This is a genomic window from Aquimarina sp. MMG016 (assembly GCF_018100805.1).
Taxonomy (GTDB): Bacteria; Bacteroidota; Bacteroidia; order Flavobacteriales; family Flavobacteriaceae; genus Aquimarina.
In genome coordinates this window covers 64,777-81,047 of the sequence record NZ_JAGJEA010000014.1, presented here as the reverse complement: position 1 = coordinate 81,047, position 16,271 = coordinate 64,777, and the positions used below count along the sequence as shown (strand labels likewise).

Genomic DNA, 16,271 nt, shown 5'->3' with positions numbered 1-16,271 from the left:
CTACACATACCCTTTTGAACTTTATTATATTATATTTTATTAGGATTCAGGAATCTCCAGATACTGGATCATATCGTATCTTAGGTATTCTTTTTTTGATAGCTATGCTTTTGATATGCGGATATTATGTGTCCAGATATTTAGAGACACTTTATGTTAAGTTTTATAAGAAGCCTTATTTTATTCATTTTTATGTTCCGATTAAGAAATTGCCCACTAAGTTTAAGTCTTTTCTTAAAACCAATAAGTTATATAATCAACTAGATAAAAAAAGGAAAAAGTATTTTGAACATCGAGTAGTTCGGTTTTTGGAGACAACCAAGTTTGTTAGTAGAGAAGATCTGGTAATTAGTGATGAAATGCGTATGGAGATTACAATGAGCGTAATTCAGTTGACATTTGGAATGCGTAATTATTTACTCGATTATGTAAATACTATTATTTTATATCCTAGTTCATATTTTTCAATTCTAAATCAAACAGAAAATAAAGGAGAGTTTAATCCCAGGTCAAAGGTTTTAGTGCTTTCATGGGAACATTTTCAGAGTGGAAACTTACACGAAGAAGATGGAGTTAATTTAGGAATACACGAAGTTACACATGCGATCCATTATAATGCTATAAAAAGTAATGATATCAGTGCAGAGATATTTTATGATACATTTTTGGAACTAGAGAAATATCTTGGATCAGAAGATGTAAGGAATAAGGTGTTAGAAACTAATGTGCTAAGGGATTATGCTTTTACAGATAAGTTTGAATTTATAGCAGTTCTGGTAGAGGTTTTTATGGAATCTCCTAAAGAACTAAAAGAAAATCTCCCCATAATATATAGTTACGTACAACAGATGCTTAATTTTAGATATTTTGAAGACTAATTTAGGTTTCGATCAAATCATTTTACAGAAAAAAGTTATATTTATGACCTAAACAATTTATGTATTATGGAACAAATGGAAGGATTACAACAACCAATGCCATTGGTAGGGTCGCTGACTGATGAAAGAAGAGTCGCTTTTTATAAAAAGACGTATACTCATCTTGCGATGGCGGTTTTGTTATTTATTATTGTAGAAACTATTTTTTTTCAAATACCACCACTTTTAGAATTTGCATTATCTCTTACTCAAGGATGGACTTGGTTATTGATGCTGGGAGGTTTTATGTTAGTGACCAGTTATGCAGAAAAAATGGCTATCAAAAGTCACGATAGAGGGAAACAATATATGGCACTGTTACTTTATGTAGTTGCTGAAGCTTTTATCTTTATTCCGTTGATTTTTGTTGCTATGATGATTGCTGCAAATGGAGGAGGAGATATCCTAAATCAGGCAGCAATACTTACTTTAGCATTATTTACCGGGTTATCCGCGATAGCTTTACTAACTAAAAAAGATTTTTCCTTTTTACGATCTATTCTGACTATTGGGTTTTTTATTGCTATGGGATTGATTATTGCAGGAACGCTTTTTGGCTTTAACCTTGGATTATGGTTTAGTGTGGGTATGGTTGCATTAGCTGCCGGATCTATTTTATATCAAACTTCTAATATGATTCATAAATATTCTGAAGATCAATATGTAGCTGCTTCTCTTGGATTATTCGCTTCATTAATGTTATTATTTTGGTATATCTTAAGTATCTTATCAAGATTTAGCGGAGACTAGAAAATCATATAATTATGTATATAGTAAAAGGCAGGTTTTAATTAAAACTTGCCTTTTTTTGATAAAAAGTAGCTTATTTGCTCACCAACAATTATTCAATAAACTCTTATTATCCATAACTTTTTATTCAATAGATGATTTTGGAGTATTGCTTCCTTCTTCAAGAGTATAAAATTTATTGATATCTAAATTTTTGAATGTGTCCATAGCTCCTGAAGGCCAATTGATAATTAATTCATCAATTTTGCTACTGTTGGCTAATCCAAAATGGGCTCTAAGGCTATTATGGCCCATAAATGTATTTGAAGCTGAAATCTCTCTCTTCTGAGTGACAATTTTTCCGTTTATGTTGGAAGTTAATTGTAATCTAGCTCCTAAGGCAGCTTTGTTGGATTTTGTGCCGATTAATTTAAAATTCACCCAACCATTATCGTTTTTTAGATTATTCTGAAATAGGCTTTTTTTAGATCCGCCTACCACAAAGAAATCCAAATCACCATCGTTATCATAATCTCCCACAGTGATTCCGGTAGAATTACCAGAGGTAACAGCATTAATTAAATTAGAATCATTTTCTGTAAAGGTCCCATCCCCATTGTTGATAAAATAACCGCTGCCTTTTGGGCTAGAGGCAGTGATGAGAATGTCCAGATCTCCATCATTATCAAAATCAGCCCAGGTATTTGATAAATTATTAGTATTTGTAGTAGTAAAAGGAGCTTCAGATTTTACGTATTTTCCGTTGTTATTTATATACAGTTTGTTTTCGGTTCCGGAATAATTAGTGAGGCTTACATCAAGATCACCATCATTATCAAAATCTACTGCATTATAACATTGCCCATCTTGTTTTTCTTCAGAAAAAGAAAGTTCTGTATTTGTTAGTTTCTGAAAACCTTCATTTCCAGTTTCTGTAAGTAAATTTTTATAAATGAAATCTGGCGCTGCACCTTTTACTCCAGCTGCAGGGCCACTCGCGATAAATAAATCGGTATCTCCATCTTCATCATAATCAATCCAATTAGAAACCGTATATGGGGCAAGTTTTGTTAGAAATTCATAAGATTCTTTTATTTCGGTGAAAGAACCATCTTTATTTCCCTTATATAATCTATTTGGGAAATGACTATTGCCTAAGAACTTATCAGCAAATGTTAGTATGAAATCAGGATGACTATCATTATTATAATCACACCATTGAGTACTCCAGGTAGCTGAGTCTATATCATTCAGGATAGTTTTGACTTCGGTAAATTTACCATTACCATTATTCTTGTAGATTCTAGTTTCTGCTTTAGTTTTTGGAATAACCCAGGAGAATATAAGATCCAGATCACCATCGTTTTCATAATCTGCCCAACTACAACTATTCAGTGCTACTTCTTTAGAACTAGGAATGTCTGTTGATATGGTTTCAAATTTTCCTTCACCTAGATTTTTAAAAATAGTACCAGCATAGAATAAATCAAGTTTATTATCATTATTGATATCTGTCCAGGATGTACCAAAGAAAGTTCCCTTTATAGGAGCTTCAGAAACAATTGGGTTGCTTTCATCGGAGACTAAAGTAAAGTCTTGAGCAAAAGTTTTTGATATAAAAACACAACAAAAAAATAAGGTCAAAGTTCTCACAAAATAAGGTTTTAGTATTAATGAGAGCTAAATTCTACAAAGAAGCATCAAAAAAGGTTTAGAATTATAATTTTTTACTTTTTTGATTTTAAAATTGACTTCAATATTGTTTTAGCGTGAATTCTAGAATTCTCTATAAACCAGATGTGTGTATCCATACCACCACAAATCACTCCTGCCAGGTACAAATTCTTTAAATTGGTTTCCATGGTATCTTCATTATATTGAGGATATAATTTTTCATCATCAGAAAGCTGAATTCCAATGCTTTTTAAGAAATCAAAATTAGGTTTGTATCCTGTTAATGCTAAAACATAATCATTCTCTAAGCTGATATCACCTTCAGGAGTTTTTATGATAATTTGATTAGGAAGAATTTCTTTTACTTCGGCATTAAAATATGCTTTGATACTACCTTCCTCAATTCTATTGATGATATCAGGGCGAACCCAGTATTTAACTCTATTTCCAATTGCAGGGCTACGAACAATCATGGTAACTTCAGCTCCTTTGCGATAACATTCTAAAGCTGCATCGACAGCAGAATTGCTAGCTCCCACAACGACTAACTTTTGTTTAGCATAAAAATGAGGATCTTTATAGTAATGAGAAACCTTGGATAAATTTTCTCCAGGAACATTGATGGTATTGGGTAAATCATAAAATCCTGTGGCAACAATTACATGGGAAGCAGTATATTTTTGTTTTTCGGTTTCGATATGAAAAATATCGCCTCTTTTTTGGACAGTAATAACTTTTTCAAAAAGATTAATATTCAGATCATTGGATGTAACAATTCTTCGGTAATATTCCAGAGCTTCATTTCGCTTTGGCTTTGCTTCTTTACTAATAAAAGGAATATCATCAATCTCCAGTTTTTCTGAAGAAGAAAAAAATTGCATATTAATAGGATAATTGAAAAGAGAATTAACAATTGGCCCTTTTTCAATGATTAAGTATTCTATTCCATTTTTCTTGGCTTCAAGACCACAGGCTATTCCAATTGGCCCACCGCCAATAATAATTACATCTATATGTTTCATTAAGAAAATATCTAATATAGTTGACGGATATAATTTTATATACTTACAACACTAAATACTTTATAAAACTACTAATTTTTAAGAGGTTGATAACTAATAAAGGCAAGCTTCTTGGTAGAAACTTGCCTTTTATTAGATAAAAAAGTACAATCTATTTAATCACTAGCTTTTTGACTATACTTTTTTCATCTATAGCAATACTTAAAAAGTAGTTTCCTTTAGGTAAGGAAGATGTATCCAATACAATCTCTTCTTTAGTATCAAAAGTGTTTTCTGAAATAATACGACCAGAGGTATCGATCATATTTACTGAAATAGGGTTGTTGACCTCTAGTTCATTAATCGTAATCTTAACTGAATTTTTAGAAGGATTTGGATATAGTACAATACTGGAATCTGTAGTGTCTTCTTCAAGTTCTTTTCTAGGAAAATTCAGTTTTTTACCTTCTTCTATAGTATAGAATCTATTTGCTCTAAGATTAGTATGGGTATCAACATTTCCTGAAGGCCAGTAAATAACTAGTTTATCAATCTTGGATGCTTTACCTAACCCAAAATGAGCACGTAAGCTATTATGCCCCATAAAAGAATTAGAAGCAGAGATTTCTCTTTTCTGTGTTATTTCTTCGCCTTTTATCCTTGCTGTTAGTTCTAACCTGGTACCTAGAGCAGCTTTGTTAGAAGGATTACCCACAAGTTTGATATTAACGAATCGATTTTTGAATCTCAAATCATTTCTAAAAAGCGCTTTAGTTCCAGCTCCAACAGAAAAGAAATCCAGATCTCCATCATTATCATAATCTCCTACTGTGATTCCCGTAGAGTTGGCTCTAGTATCAAGGTTAATAATATTTCTTCCACTTTCGGTAAAAGTGCCGTCACCATTGTTCTTAAAGTAACCACTACCGTGACATCCGGAATCAGTGATCAAAACATCTAAATCTCCGTCATTATCAAAATCTCCCCAAACATTAGATAAATTATTATCATTGACCTGAGTAAATGGAGTAGGGGTTTCAATATAAGTACCATCTTCATTTACATAAAATTTATTCACCACTCCACCAAAATTAGTCAAACAAATATCGAGATCCCCATCATTATCATAGTCGACAGCATTATAGCACTGCCCATCTTGTGGATCATTGGAAAAGGAAAGTTCTGTGGTTGGAATCCTTTCAAATCCTTCGGCGCCATTTTCTATTTGAAGGTTTTTGAACAAAAAATCTGGCAAAATACCTGCTGGTCCCGCAGCCGGGCCACTAGCGATAAACAAATCTCTATCGCCGTCTTCGTCATAATCAATCCAACTGGATACAGTATATGCAGCTTTGGTGGTAAGAAACTCGTAAGGTTCAGTGACTTCTGTAAAGGTGCCATCCGAATTACCTCGATATAATCGATTTGGAAAACTGGTGGGGTTTAAAAAACCATCAGCAAAGGTGAGGATAAAGTCTAGAAAGCTATCGTTATTATAATCACACCATTGTGCACTCCAAGTTCCGGAATTGATATTGTTGAGTATGGTGTTAGCTTCAGTAAATTGACCAGTGCCATCATTAGAATAAATTCGAGTAACCAAAGTCGAAGGAGCAGTAAACCTGGAATAGATCAAATCCAGATCACCATCATTTTCATAATCCGCCCAACTACAACTAGATAAAAACGTATTTTGTGGATTTGGTATATCTGTAGTGAGAGCTTCAAATTTACCTCTACCCAAGTTTTTGTAAATAGTTCCGGAATAAAATAGGTCTAGAAGGTTATCATTATCGATATCAGTCCAAGCAATACCAAAAAAAGTTGCAGCCACAGGCGTGTCAGAAACGATTGGATTGTCAGTGTCAGTAATTAATGTGAATTTTTGTGAAAAAGCAGTAATTGAAACGCTGAAACAAAAGAATAAAATTAGAGTTCTCATAAGCCTAGGTTTTTAAGATTTATAAGAATAAATTTCCCCAAAGTTTATGAAAAACAAGTTTAGAATTATAATTCTTTACTTTTTTATGATACCTCTAATACTTTCTTTTTGTATTCTGAAGGAGTGCATTTAAATTTGTTTTTAAAAGCATTGTTAAAAGTAGCTTTGTTATTAAACCCAACATCAAAATAAATAGTCTTTATACTGGCTTCAGCATCTTCTAAAAGCAATTTTTTAGCTTCTTCTAGTCTATATTCGTTGATGAACTGATTGAAATTCTTATTGGCTTTCTCGTTGATTAGCTTAGAAAGCATATGGCTAGAGAAACCAATTTCATCAGCTAGTTGCACCAACCTTAAATCATTATTCAGATATGGTTTTTTAGTATTGATATGTGAAATCAGTTTTCTATAGAATTCGTCTTTAGTTGTTTCGGTCAGTTTTCCATTGCTATCTTCCTTTAGAAATATGTTTTTTAATAATTCACCATTAAAAATAGATGGTTCTTTATATACCATATATCCTATAGCATATATACCAAAACTCATAGAGAAGGATATGGCATAATCCCAATGTATATTGAAAAATGAAAACTGCACCAGAACATAATAACTAATATAAGCTAGAGAAAATATGGAGAATAAGTTGATTAATGTAGAGGACCACTTCTTTCTTACCAGTTCATATTGTGAAGCAGTTTTAGTCTTATGAAAAGCAATAAAATCTTTTATGGTAATTAAGTAAATGATAAACGAAATAGCTGCCGGCCAGGGCGATTTAGAAACTCCAAAGAAGTAAAACAAGGTTTCTTCTCTATATTCCTGAATATTTTGAAATCCATCGGATCTAAATAAATAGTAGGCTAGTATTAGAAAAGACAAAACTGCAGGAACAAAATGAAGCCATTTTGCTCTGAAAGTGTTATTATAAAAACGTGTAACATAGCTATATAGTAAAGGCCCAAAAGCTAAATACCAGCTAGAGTCAAAAAAATAGAGATAGGGATGTGTTAATCTATAATTTGTCCAAAAAAACACATACTGAAATAAGATAAAAGAAAACCCCAGTATAAGTAAAATTATGGGCAAGTTAATTTTCCTGCCATTTTTATTAAGGCTCAATATGAAACTTAAGAAGAACCCTAGTGAACTAACCAGGAGGAAAATAGATGTCCAGGTATCAAAAGACGGTGTTGGGTTCCCTTGCATAATCAAATATTACATATTCACAATCTCCTTTAGTTCTTTGATAGTTTGAGTAGGGTTGTCACTTTTAAAAACAAAACTACCAGCTACCAGCACATCAGCTCCAGCTTCAACCAGTTGCTGTGCGTTTTTGCTAGTTACCCCTCCGTCAATCTCTATCATAGTACTGGCGTTGTTGCGAGTAATGATTTCTTTTAGTTGTTTTACTTTTTTATAAGTATTTTCGATAAAAGACTGTCCCCCAAATCCTGGATTTACACTCATAATACATACCAAATCGATGTCATTTATAGTGTCTTCTAATAAACTTACATTAGTATGAGGATTAATAGCAACACCAGCTTTCATTCCTTCAGCTTTTATAGCTTGCAATGTTCTATGCAGATGTGTACATGCTTCATAATGAACGGTTAGAATGTTGCTCCCAAGATCTGCAAAAGTTTTAATATATCGATCAGGATCTACAATCATAAGGTGAACATCGATAGTTTTTGAAGCGTGTTTGACGATGTCTCTTAGCACAGGCATACCGAATGAAATATTAGGAACAAAAACTCCATCCATAATATCAATGTGAAACCAATCTGCATCACTATTATTAATCATTTCTACATCGCGTTGTAAATTAGCGAAATCCGCTGCTAATACAGAAGGGGCAATTAATTTTGAAGCCATAAAAGTTGTGTTGTTTTCAGCAAAAATACTATTAAAGTTTTAAAAACTATCTTAAGCGAGCTTCATAAATTTTTGAGCAAGGTAAGAGATGCTTTTGTAGTTTTCAGGATTGTTTATTTTTTCATTGTCAAGAAACTTTTGCAGTTCTGTATGTCCAGAACCATCTTTGATGACAGTAAAAGAAGAGTGATACGATGAAAAAGAAGTGTTCTTTGTTTCTCTATCTATCATCTTAATTACATTATAATGTCTGGAATCTTGTTTTATTTTAGCAAACAATTTTTTGATAACATCTTCTTCTCCTTGTAGCACTTGAAAAAAGTTTCCTTCAGAATGAATCAAGACTCCCATAATCTGATTTATATTATTTTGGAGTTTGACAAAAATCATTAAATCTAGGATGTCGTTATCAGTCAATTCTGATGAAGCAGTACTTACATAAGTTATAGTATGCCTATTGGTCATGGTTGTTTTGATTTTGCTAGTACAATAAAAATACGATTTTTTCAATCATTGGACTAGTTTATTGCATTTTCTGTAATAATTAGATTGTTAAAGAAGAAATATTTACATGAAAAAACCTCCGGTAATCACTCCGGAGGTCATTCATCAATCAAAAAACGAACAGTTATGTTATAAAACTGTTTGTAATCGCAATTTAGGAAAAATAAAAATTATCCTAAATAAGTTTTTAAGATTTTACTACGAGATGTATGTTTTAATCTACGTATTGCTTTTTCTTTAATTTGTCTTACACGTTCACGAGTAAGGTCAAAAGTCTCTCCGATTTCCTCTAAAGTCATTGGATGTTGATCTCCAAGACCAAAATACAATCTAATTACATCAGCCTCTCTTGGCGTTAATGTTTCTAGAGCTCTTTCGATTTCAGTTCTTAATGATTCGTGTAAAAGTGTTCTATCAGGATTTGGTGACTCACCAGAATTTAATACATCATAAAGATTAGAATCTTCACCTTCTACAAGCGGTGCATCCATACTTACATGACGTCCTGAGTTTTTCATAGACTCCTTTACATCATTAATAGTCATATCTAACTCTTTAGCAATTTCTTCAGCACTAGGTGGGCGCTCATGAGATTGCTCTAGGAAAGCATATGTTTTATTGATCTTGTTTATAGATCCAATTTTATTTAATGGTAAACGTACAATACGAGATTGTTCTGCTAATGCTTGCAGAATAGACTGACGAATCCACCATACAGCGTATGATATAAATTTAAATCCACGAGTCTCATCAAAACGTTTTGCCGCTTTTATTAATCCCAAGTTACCTTCATTAATCAAATCAGGAAGAGTAAGTCCTTGGTTCTGATATTGTTTTGCAACAGATACTACAAATCGCAGGTTTGCCTTTGTTAATTTTTCAAGGGCTCTCTCATCACCAGCCTTAATTCTCTGAGCTAATTCTACTTCTTCATCTGCAGTAATAAGATCTACTTTTCCTATTTCTTGCAAATACTTATCCAGCGATGCAGTCTCACGATTCGTTACCTGCTTCGTAATCTTAAGTTGTCTCATCTATTTTGTCCTTGAAATTTAATATGTGAATATTTAGGGCTTTTATTTACTTATACGTAAAGTGTTACTGAAATGTTACAAAAAAGATAATTTAATTTTAACTTTTCTTTTTCACAGCGATTTTTATTATTTAGTCGAATTGTAACCTAAGTACTTACATACTATTCAAACTCCAGGATATTTTTTGCTGTAATAAGAGATCTCAAAGCATCTATTTTCTTATATATTTTATTAAAAAACAGATTCCTTTCCTTTTCGCCCACTGTGCTTAAAAGTTTGGAGCCATTCATTTGAATTGTTAGGAATTTTTCGGCTTGATCACAAGTGATAACATCGTTAGTTCTATAGTAAGATAGGATTGTAAATGGAACGTATAATGATCGCTCAGAAGGAGTTTTTACCAAAACTCTGTTATTCATTAAGAGTAATTCATTATAATATAATTTGAAAGTATCTTTTTGATGAACTACTTTTTTTGCAATTTTATTAATTAATTCTTCAAGATCATTACATACTTCCAAAGCGTCTTTTGGAGTAAGGGCATTAGATTCAAAATAAAAATGTATCTGTTTTAATGTACTATTGATGGTAGTAATATCCCAAATCTCAATAGAGTTAAGGTCATTATAAATATTACCGAGGCGTTTTGCTGCTTCCAGAAGTGATAAAGAAGGGTTAAAACCAGTAAAGCTTACATCACTTAGCCCTTCATTCATGATTTTTAACCAAACATACATTTTGAATTTAGAAAGTAGATTATCATCAGAAGTATAGAATATAGGAAGATCCTTGGCAGAATATATCATCTCTACTTCTTTGTTATTGATTAGCGGTTTTAAAGACTCATAGGAATTAATATAATATGCCAGCAAACTATCCATATCTGTAACTGGTGCAGTCTTTTTTACAGCTACGATGTGTTCTTGTTCATTAGTGAATAATTGATCAATGGATATACCAAAATATTTGGCAAGAGCAATTCCTTCTTCGAGAGATAATTTGCTTTTTTGACTCACTCTGCGATGAGCCGCGTCATAGCTAATATCTAGTACTGTAGCAACTTCTTCTATTAAAGAAGCTTTATCAGGAAGCGAATTTTTGATTAAATCTAAAAAGTTTTGTGACCCCATTTTTTGCTTAGTGATTGGTAAATTGAAAAAAGTGCAAAGCAAAGTAAGGTAGAAAATTAAGCTATTTTTTGCGAAAATCGCAAAAAAATAATTATCCAATTGTGCTAATTGCGTTTTAACTTGTTTTTATCGCAATAGTTTTGACTTGTGGAATTTTAAAAACAATAAAAATGAAAACAAAATTGATAGTAATCTTGGTATTGATTTATGTATCATCCTTTGGACAAGATCGAAAAGAATATTTTCCCGTTTGGACATATCACAGTAAAAATTCTGATATCTATGGAGTTTCTCTTGGTGTTTTACCAAAAGGAATTCTTAAAGACCTGACTTTAACTAGAACTTATGGCATAAGAGCAGAAGCTCCTGGATTAGGTTTACTTTATTTTATGGCTCCAAGATCTTATATAACTGGAGGGGTAGAAGAGAAGTATATCATAGAAGAAGTTTATGGAATTAACCTATCCGGAGGAGGTCTAAGGTATATCAAAGTAGATGGTTTCTCAGGTGCAGTTGGGGGGCAATATTTGCAAAAAATGAATGGAATAGCAGTTGCATTTATGGGAAATTCTATTGAGGAGCATTCTGGGATATCAATAGCATTCATGCAAAATGAGATGCACGCAGGGATTGGACTTTCTGTTGCTTTAGGAAATATGGCAAATCACTATAAAGGAATACAGATTGGAGCAATAAATGAAATTACAAAAATGGGGGTGGGTATGCAAATTGGACTATTTAATAAAAGTAATGATCAGCGAGGCATTCAGCTAGGTTTGTGGAATAGGAATTCTAAAAGATCTTTACCTTTTATAAATTGGCAATTTAAGAGTTGATTTTATAATAGTCACCAAAAATTATTTTCAAAAAAAATAATTTTTGGTGACTATTGCTTCTTATTAAAATTGAAAAGAAAAACCAGTTTGAAGAGTAAAATATAGAGGATTATAACTCTCTGAATTATTACTAGCATTCTGTAAATTGTATTTAATCATTGGTTCTATGTAGAGATTAATGCTTTTGAATACGTTGTATTGAAGGCTGGATCCAAAATTTAAACTAAAATTTGTCTTAGATATCTTGTTATTACTGCCTATCGTAATGCTTTGAGGGTCAATAATTGAAATTTTAGTGTTTTCCTCTATGAGCAGACTAACCCCACCAACTACATAAGTTTTTATTTTTTTATTTATCAATTCATAACCCATTTCCATTGAAATCTCATGATAATTGATCTTTTGAGAAAGATCTATAAACTCAGCATTATTTATAATTTCATTAATTTCTGGGGTGGTTTGAATTCCAATACTTCCTAGGATTGCGGTGGTTGAGCTAGCTTCAATATTTTTAATCTCATTTTTTAATGTTATTTTGTTATACCCAATTCTTGAGGAAAATCTATTCCCAAAATGTGAAGTAAAAAGAATACCATAGCCTATACTTATATTTCCTTGATTAGGGTTTTTTGCAAGATCATTGTTGATAAGAGATCCCGCAGGAACAATATTGTAAGCGGGAATGATATGTGCTCCAATGCTAAATCTTTGTAATGTTTTGTTCTTTTTTGGAACTGAAGAAATGGAATCAATAATTTCAGCTTTTTTTGCTGCTATAATAGAGTCTTTTTCTTGCGACTTGAATAATGTATCTGATGGTTTATTAAAACTTGGCAGAATATCAATATTTCTGACATTATCATTTTTTGCAATAGTATAAGTACTTGCCTTAGAAGTATCAGTTAACTTTAATTTATTTCGATCTTGATTATTTATGATCTTCTCTGATTGAATAAAAGCTGAACTGCTTTGAGTGAAATTTAAGTGTTCTGCATCTTTTTGTTTTGATACATCATTCTTTTTTTCTGCAAGTTTATATTTTATGACATTTTTTAATTGGTCGGAAGACGAGTTTGTATTGTTGTATACCGATTCTTTGTCCTTGTTAGTCGAAGTAATTTTTTTAGATTTTATGTTGATTAAAGATTCCTGATTTTTTATTGATGAATCTTTAGTTGGTACTATCTTTTTTGAAGCTTTGCCTTTTGTTACTTCTTTGTTATTATCCTCTAGTGATTCTGAGTCGGTAATTGAGTCTGTGGTTGTTTTTTGTGGAGAGGTTTTATATGGATAATTAATAGATTGGATTAATAGTACTAAAAAAAGTATACCGACAAGGCTCATTGGGATCCAATAGGTAAATCGATCATTTTTTTCTTTATCCAATTTGACCTCAATATTTTCCCAAGAGGTTTTAGTTGGAGATTTTTCAAAACCTTCTAACCGTTCCTGAAAAGCTTTTCCAATATCTTTTTTAGTATCCATTACTTATCAATGTTTTTTTTTTATGTGCAGACACAGAAACTACCTTTGTTTTTAGTAAAACTTTTGCTCTATGCAGGTTAGATTTTGATGTTCCCTCGGATATCTGTAGCATTTCTGCAATTTCTTTATGAGAATAATTGTCCAATTCATACAAACTAAAAACCAATCTATATTTAGAAGGAAGCTCTTGTATTAATTTTAAGAGTTCGTCCAGAGAAAAATTAAATTCTTCGTAATCGATGTTAGTATCTTGAATCAGTTCTTCTTTTAAATCTATATTTTTTACGAAGTCTTTTTTATACCTATCTATAGCTTTATGAATAGTTATTTTTTTCATCCAACCCTCAAAAGAACCTTTAAAATTATACTGATTTATTTTTTTTAAAATAGCCAAAAAAGAGTCTTGCAGATTATCCTCCGCCTCATCAAAATTGTTACAATACTTTAAGCACAAAGCAAAAAGTCTATCCTTATAGGTATGAAACAGTTCACTTTGCGCTTTGCGATTATTTTTTTGACACTCCTTAATTAATCTTTTTTCGTCCAATCTTTCATAAATATTAATTTATTAAGTCTGTTTTTTTTAGATTATATGGCTGATTCATAAAAACAGTAAAATGAGTAAGAATATCGCAATTAATTTAGTAGGTTAATTCTTTGTACTTCATTATAATTGATTAATATCTATTTTTTTTACCAAAGTTTTAGGAAATAAAGATGTAGTTTGTGGTGTCCCATATCGAAATGGTGTAATAAATAATTTATCAATTACCTGAGAATATTCTAAATCATCTGCATATACTGATGATACTGATATAAGTGATAGAGGTTCTGAATCTCTTAAAGAGTCTACTTCTTGCAAAATAAAATCAGGGATTTCATATATTCTATAATCAGTATTTATAGATGCTGGAGAAATTACTTCCCAAGTGATTCCATTAGAATCTATTGGATTCCATTTCCACAAAGAATTTATATATGAAACATTGCTTCCTGTTGATGAAATGGACATATTCTCAAAAGTACTATTATTCACAGTAATTTGTGGATTGATAAAATCGAATGTTGTGGGGATTTCTCCAACCGTACGCTGTATGTAACTTGTATTGTCACTTTTGGCGGTTAATATTAGTTTAAAATCTTGGAATACTGATGGAGTATATACTTCCATTTTATTAGATACTATTTTAGGGTCAAAATCTCTATATAGTACGTAATCATTAAAAGAAGTAAGGTTATTATCTTGTAGACCGTGTAAACGAATAGCATATTCCAAATTACCTATAGACTCAATTGTAGAAGTGATGGTATGCTCATTTTCCATTGCAATATTGTTATTTAGATCTATAATCTGATCACTATTACTTTCTAAATTCAAAGTTTGATATTGTGGTTTATCATTAGATAAATTAGTTGTTATACAAGTAAAAGGAAGAACTTCTAAGAATTGATATGATATTGGTTCTTCAAATATGAAATTAGCTGGAGAAAAATGACCGGATCGTGCTATTATAATCTCATCAAAATCTGTTGGAAAATTATTTATTTTAAGACTTGTGGTTGAGTCTTGGAAAGGTATATTATTATATAATGTAATTGATTTACCTAATGAAACATCAAGATAACTCCTTACTCTTATTGTATTTATAGTGTTTTCAGATACGGAGAAAATCGTTACTGCAATTTTTTCTCCTGTATATGATAAGTTCTTTAATTCTATAGTATCAGAATTTAAAAGTTCTCCAAATCCCAGGTCTTCTCCATTTATCCCTTTAACCGAATAAAACATTCTATACTTGTCTAAAGAAACTACATCATTTTCTACAAATATTGTTAGAATAGTATCCGTATTAGGTATAATTGTGGCTGTATTATCTGGTGATGTACACCCTGATATTAGGACTAAGAAAACTAATAAGAATTTTTTCATGGTTTTTAGTTTTAAAATGTTTTAACCAATAGACTAGAGGTTTGCAAAAGGTTGCGTTTTTAAATTGTTAAATAAATCGTGAGTGTTCATGTGTTTGGTTATGGGTGCTTTGTTTTTATTCAGTTTGATTACAAGATTCGGCAACTAAAACGATTCTAATAATCTCAAATGTTTCTGAAGTCCAATTTTTGATTCTCACAAAGATGATTTGGGGATTAAAAGTATTTGTGTAAGCCGAAGTGTCTAGTCTATGGGTGTCTTGTTCTGCATCCAGAATCGTTTTATGAAACGATAATTCTAATTCATTTGGATCCATATCTTGTCTGAAAGAGGTTATACAATCTGTATAGTTGTCAAAAATAAACTCAGCTATATTTTCAGAACCTTCTAATTCGCATTCTTTGAATTCTACATAATCACAAGAATTCACAATGTTGCATTCTTTTCTTATTAGATATTTTTGATCGTTTTGCAATAATTCAATTGAGTTTTCATCAACAATGTTGGCTTTCCAATCAAAATTCCAATTTTGAGGTGCTTCAGAATCATCTTCTAGATGTATATTTATGTGTAACTCTTTTTCTATGAATAGTGCAATCCAAGATGTTCTATATGCATTTCCTTGATCATAGAATATTCCAGTTCCGTTGGGGTAAAAATCGAATAATGATTCGTTATACCTATCGTTTTCTGTTAATGAATTTATTTTCCAGATACAATTCTCCTCTAAAATATTATTACAATTGGTTATGATTTGAGATTCAATACAACCTTCAATTGCCTCTTTCAATTGAAAATTATTATTAATGGTAATGGTAGTTCCCTTTTCGGTAGTTCCAGAGATTGGATAGCTTAATCCTATTGCATTTTCATTAGGCATTCGTCCCAAAAGCTCAATAAATTCTATATTATTTGATACAATTTTACTTTCTGCAATCTCTCCATTTTCGTTATATAAGTATATGTTAAAAGGATAGATAAAAGTTAGACATACTGTTTCAGAGTCTTCCGCTATGCTTTGTAAATCATTATATAGCTTAGAATTAACATCGATTTTTTCAATATTATCGAATAGGTCAAATTGCTCATTTACACAAGAAGCAAGAGTAATTAATAGAATCTGGCATAATATTTTTTTCATGTTCTGATTTTTAACTGTTATACCCTTATAGACAGAAGGTGTAAAAATGGTTGCGTCTAAGTTTTCTA

At 31.4% G+C, this 16,271-nt stretch carries 15 protein-coding genes; 3 read left to right on the top strand and 12 right to left on the bottom strand.

The window, feature by feature from the left end; genetic code table 11:
• The first annotated feature begins 14 nt into the window (after positions 1 to 14).
• Together J8M14_RS19875 and J8M14_RS19870 are read left to right on the top strand one after the other, a co-directional pair.
• Positions 15 to 878: a zinc-dependent peptidase gene (locus J8M14_RS19875; protein ID WP_211076576.1), complete on the top strand. Its 864-nt coding sequence runs from the start codon at positions 15 to 17 to the stop codon at positions 876 to 878.
• A gap of 75 nt (positions 879 to 953) precedes the next feature.
• Positions 954 to 1,667, top strand: coding sequence for a Bax inhibitor-1 family protein (locus J8M14_RS19870; protein ID WP_211076601.1), 714 nt, complete (start codon positions 954 to 956; stop codon positions 1,665 to 1,667).
• Between the two features lie 123 nt (positions 1,668 to 1,790).
• Here the strand turns inward: J8M14_RS19870 and J8M14_RS19865 are convergent, their stop codons facing one another.
• The 8 genes from J8M14_RS19865 to J8M14_RS19830 all read right to left on the bottom strand — a co-directional run bounded on the left by J8M14_RS19865 (position 1,791) and on the right by J8M14_RS19830 (position 10,811).
• On the bottom strand, positions 1,791 to 3,299 hold the full coding sequence (locus J8M14_RS19865) for a CRTAC1 family protein (protein ID WP_211076575.1): 1,509 nt from the start codon (positions 3,297 to 3,299) through the stop codon (positions 1,791 to 1,793).
• Positions 3,300 to 3,373: 74 nt separating this feature from the next.
• Complete coding sequence (locus J8M14_RS19860) at positions 3,374 to 4,342, bottom strand: YpdA family putative bacillithiol disulfide reductase (protein WP_211076574.1); 969 nt, start codon at positions 4,340 to 4,342, stop codon at positions 3,374 to 3,376.
• A 151-nt stretch (positions 4,343 to 4,493) separates the two neighbouring features.
• Positions 4,494 to 6,263 (bottom strand): FG-GAP-like repeat-containing protein, encoded by a 1,770-nt coding sequence (locus tag J8M14_RS19855; protein ID WP_211076573.1) that lies wholly within the window; start codon positions 6,261 to 6,263, stop codon positions 4,494 to 4,496.
• An 83-nt stretch (positions 6,264 to 6,346) separates the two neighbouring features.
• Positions 6,347 to 7,471, bottom strand: a complete 1,125-nt coding sequence (locus tag J8M14_RS19850; protein ID WP_211076572.1) for a helix-turn-helix domain-containing protein — start codon at positions 7,469 to 7,471, stop codon at positions 6,347 to 6,349.
• Between the two features lie 9 nt (positions 7,472 to 7,480).
• Positions 7,481 to 8,143, bottom strand: a complete 663-nt coding sequence (gene rpe / locus J8M14_RS19845) for a ribulose-phosphate 3-epimerase (RefSeq protein WP_211076571.1) — start codon at positions 8,141 to 8,143, stop codon at positions 7,481 to 7,483.
• Positions 8,144 to 8,194: 51 nt separating this feature from the next.
• A complete protein-coding gene (locus J8M14_RS19840; protein WP_211076570.1) occupies positions 8,195 to 8,608 on the bottom strand; it encodes a BLUF domain-containing protein in 414 nt (137 codons plus the stop codon).
• A gap of 209 nt (positions 8,609 to 8,817) precedes the next feature.
• Entirely contained in the window at positions 8,818 to 9,681 is an 864-nt protein-coding gene (locus tag J8M14_RS19835; RefSeq protein WP_024772554.1) for a sigma-70 family RNA polymerase sigma factor, read from the bottom strand.
• A 161-nt stretch (positions 9,682 to 9,842) separates the two neighbouring features.
• Positions 9,843 to 10,811: a hypothetical protein gene (locus J8M14_RS19830; RefSeq protein WP_211076569.1), complete on the bottom strand. Its 969-nt coding sequence runs from the start codon at positions 10,809 to 10,811 to the stop codon at positions 9,843 to 9,845.
• A gap of 170 nt (positions 10,812 to 10,981) precedes the next feature.
• Here J8M14_RS19830 and J8M14_RS19825 point away from each other — a divergent pair, with 170 nt between their 5' ends.
• Entirely contained in the window at positions 10,982 to 11,647 is a 666-nt protein-coding gene (locus J8M14_RS19825; protein ID WP_211076568.1) for a hypothetical protein, read from the top strand.
• Positions 11,648 to 11,710: 63 nt separating this feature from the next.
• On the opposite strand, the gene J8M14_RS19820 is transcribed toward J8M14_RS19825, so the two are convergent.
• The 4 genes from J8M14_RS19820 to J8M14_RS19805 form a co-directional block, all read right to left on the bottom strand.
• Positions 11,711 to 13,132, bottom strand: a complete 1,422-nt coding sequence (locus tag J8M14_RS19820) for a hypothetical protein (protein ID WP_211076567.1) — start codon at positions 13,130 to 13,132, stop codon at positions 11,711 to 11,713.
• The gene (locus J8M14_RS19815) at positions 13,122 to 13,679 is read right to left on the bottom strand and encodes an RNA polymerase sigma factor (protein WP_211076566.1); all 558 of its coding nucleotides are present in this window, start codon (positions 13,677 to 13,679) and stop codon (positions 13,122 to 13,124) included. The genes J8M14_RS19820 and J8M14_RS19815 overlap by 11 nt, the downstream gene beginning before the upstream one ends.
• A gap of 120 nt (positions 13,680 to 13,799) precedes the next feature.
• Entirely contained in the window at positions 13,800 to 15,062 is a 1,263-nt protein-coding gene (locus J8M14_RS19810) for a hypothetical protein (protein ID WP_211076565.1), read from the bottom strand.
• A 115-nt stretch (positions 15,063 to 15,177) separates the two neighbouring features.
• Entirely contained in the window at positions 15,178 to 16,203 is a 1,026-nt protein-coding gene (locus J8M14_RS19805) for a hypothetical protein (protein ID WP_211076564.1), read from the bottom strand.
• Positions 16,204 to 16,271 lie beyond the last annotated feature (68 nt).